Below are 1961 nucleotides of genomic sequence, written 5' to 3' on the forward strand. Positions count from 1 at the left end.
TGCCCGGACGGTCAGTTGAAACTCCCCCACTTATGGTCGCGTAAATTCCCCCACCCTGTGAGGCAGGACTAAGAGGTTTATTTAGCTGGTTTTCGATTTCCGCGCAAGCGTTTCAGCTGCTTCCTTAAGGCGATAGCTGCGACCGTCGAACTCAAGCAGGTGGCAGTGGTGCATCAGCCGGTCGAGAATCGTGGTGCTCATCGTATTGTCGCCAAGGTATGCGCCCCAATCCTGTACAACACGGTTGGACGTGACGAGGACGCTGCGATGCAGTTTGTAGCGTTGATGGATCAGGGTTTGCAGCAGCGCGCCGGCGGCGTCGGGGATGGTACGCGACAGGAACAGGTCGTCCAGCACAAGCAGATCACTCTCGAGGATGGCTCGCAGCCGGGCTTCGCGCTGGGCAGTCGGGCTCAGCGCGTAACGGTTAAAGAAGTCGTCGCTTTCAAGATACTGCACCTTGTGGCCTTGCAAGACGGCCTGGTAGGCGACGGCCTTCGCAACGTGCGATTTCCCGGTGCCTGGTTTACCGATGATCAACGCGTTGTCGCCGGCGGCGATGAACTTCAGCGCGTGCAGTTGGAAGCAGGCCTGGCGAGGCACTTTGGGGTTGAAGCCCCAATCGAATTCGGCGAGCGTGAGTTTCTCTTCGAGGCCGGAGAACTTGTAGCGGCGTTCGATGAGCCGGGACTGGCGGCGATCCAGTTCGTCCTGCAGGATCAGTGCGAAGGTTTCAAGGAATGGCTGGTGGGAGCCTTGAGCCTGCAGCACGCGCGTTTCGAGTGTATCGCGCACGCCAGACAGGCGGAGCTGTCCGAGAGCCCGTTCGATTTCCGGTAACGTCATGGTCATGCTTGTGTTTCTCCAGTCGGAGGTTGAGGTTCGGCGCCGTGCTGCGCACCGAGGTTAAAGAGTTCGCCGTATTCAGCGGCGCTACGAATCAGCGGGTGATCCTGCGTGAGAGACAGCGCAAGCTGTGGTGACTGATCGAGGCGCTCGAGTGCCTGTTCGAACAGCCGTTCGACGATCGCGCGCACCTGTTTGTAGCGGTAGACGTGATGACGTAACGCGTGATCGCAGGCCTGTTCGACGAGCCGGGCGGGATACTTCTTCGCCAGACCAACGATGCCCCACATGGCGCGATGGCCGACGCGACCTTCGCTATCGAACATGTGTTGACACAGCGCCTTTGTTTGTGGCCCGATGTCGCCGGCGCTCGCAAGCAGGAAGGCGCTCTGGCGGGACGGATTGAACGGGCGTTCGTCTTCAGGCAGTTCAAGCGAGCCGGCCTTTACAGCGCGCGGATGAGTGCGCAGTAACGCCTGCGTACGGCGGTCGCGGATCTCAATGGTGCGGTCGTAAATGCGCACTGAGACGAGGCTACCGATGGGCGCGGGTCGTGCCGCATAGTTGCTGCGATCGATGTTGACGGTGGTGTCGTCCCAGACGGTACGCACGACCTCCGTGAAGTAGCGGAAGCCGGTGCTTGGCAGCGGCCGCAGATGGGGCCTCTCCTCCTGGAACATGGCCTCGACCTGTCGCCGGGTGCTGCCGTGGATGCGTTTGGCTGCCCAGTTCGTCTCCCAGTGCATCAGGAAGTCGTTCTGCGCCTCGATCGACTCGAAACGGCGACCGGCAAGCGCGGTGCCCTGGGTATGTTGAATCGCGTTCTCGACGGTACCTTTGCGATTTGGGTCGCGTACTCGGGCAGGATCAGCGACGACGCCGTAATGTTCAAGCATCGCGCTGTAAAGGTGGTTGATCTCGGCTTCGTACAGGTCGGGTGTGATGACGCCTTCCCGGAGGTTGTCGAGGACGACATAACTGACAGCGCCGCCGAAGTAGCGGAAGGCTTCTTCGTGAAGCTGGGCCCAGACCTGCTTGCTGGACTTCCAGACCACTTGCCGGAAACTACGCCGCGAGTACCGCAGGGTCATCACGAACAACCGCGGGCGCCGGTA

General features: G+C 60.7%; 2 protein-coding genes. Both read right to left on the reverse strand.

The window, feature by feature from the left end:
* Positions 1-81 precede the first annotated feature (81 nt).
* Positions 82-852 carry an IS21-like element helper ATPase IstB gene (gene istB / locus AWB65_RS34670; protein WP_087671237.1) on the reverse strand — a complete coding sequence of 257 codons (771 nt, stop codon included), beginning with the start codon at positions 850-852 and terminating at the stop codon, positions 82-84.
* Positions 849-1961, reverse strand: a 1113-nt coding sequence (istA, locus tag AWB65_RS34675; protein ID WP_087671238.1) for an IS21 family transposase, incomplete at its 5' end; no start/stop codon positions are given. The genes istA and istB, both read right to left, overlap by 4 nt.

The organism is Caballeronia humi (assembly GCF_001544475.1).
Classification (GTDB): Bacteria; Pseudomonadota; Gammaproteobacteria; order Burkholderiales; family Burkholderiaceae; genus Caballeronia; species Caballeronia humi.

Coding starts and splice junctions, on each gene's coding strand:
- istB (WP_087671237.1), bottom strand. CDS start 852: ATGACCATGACGTTACCGGAAATCGAACGGGCTCTCGGACAGCTCCGC.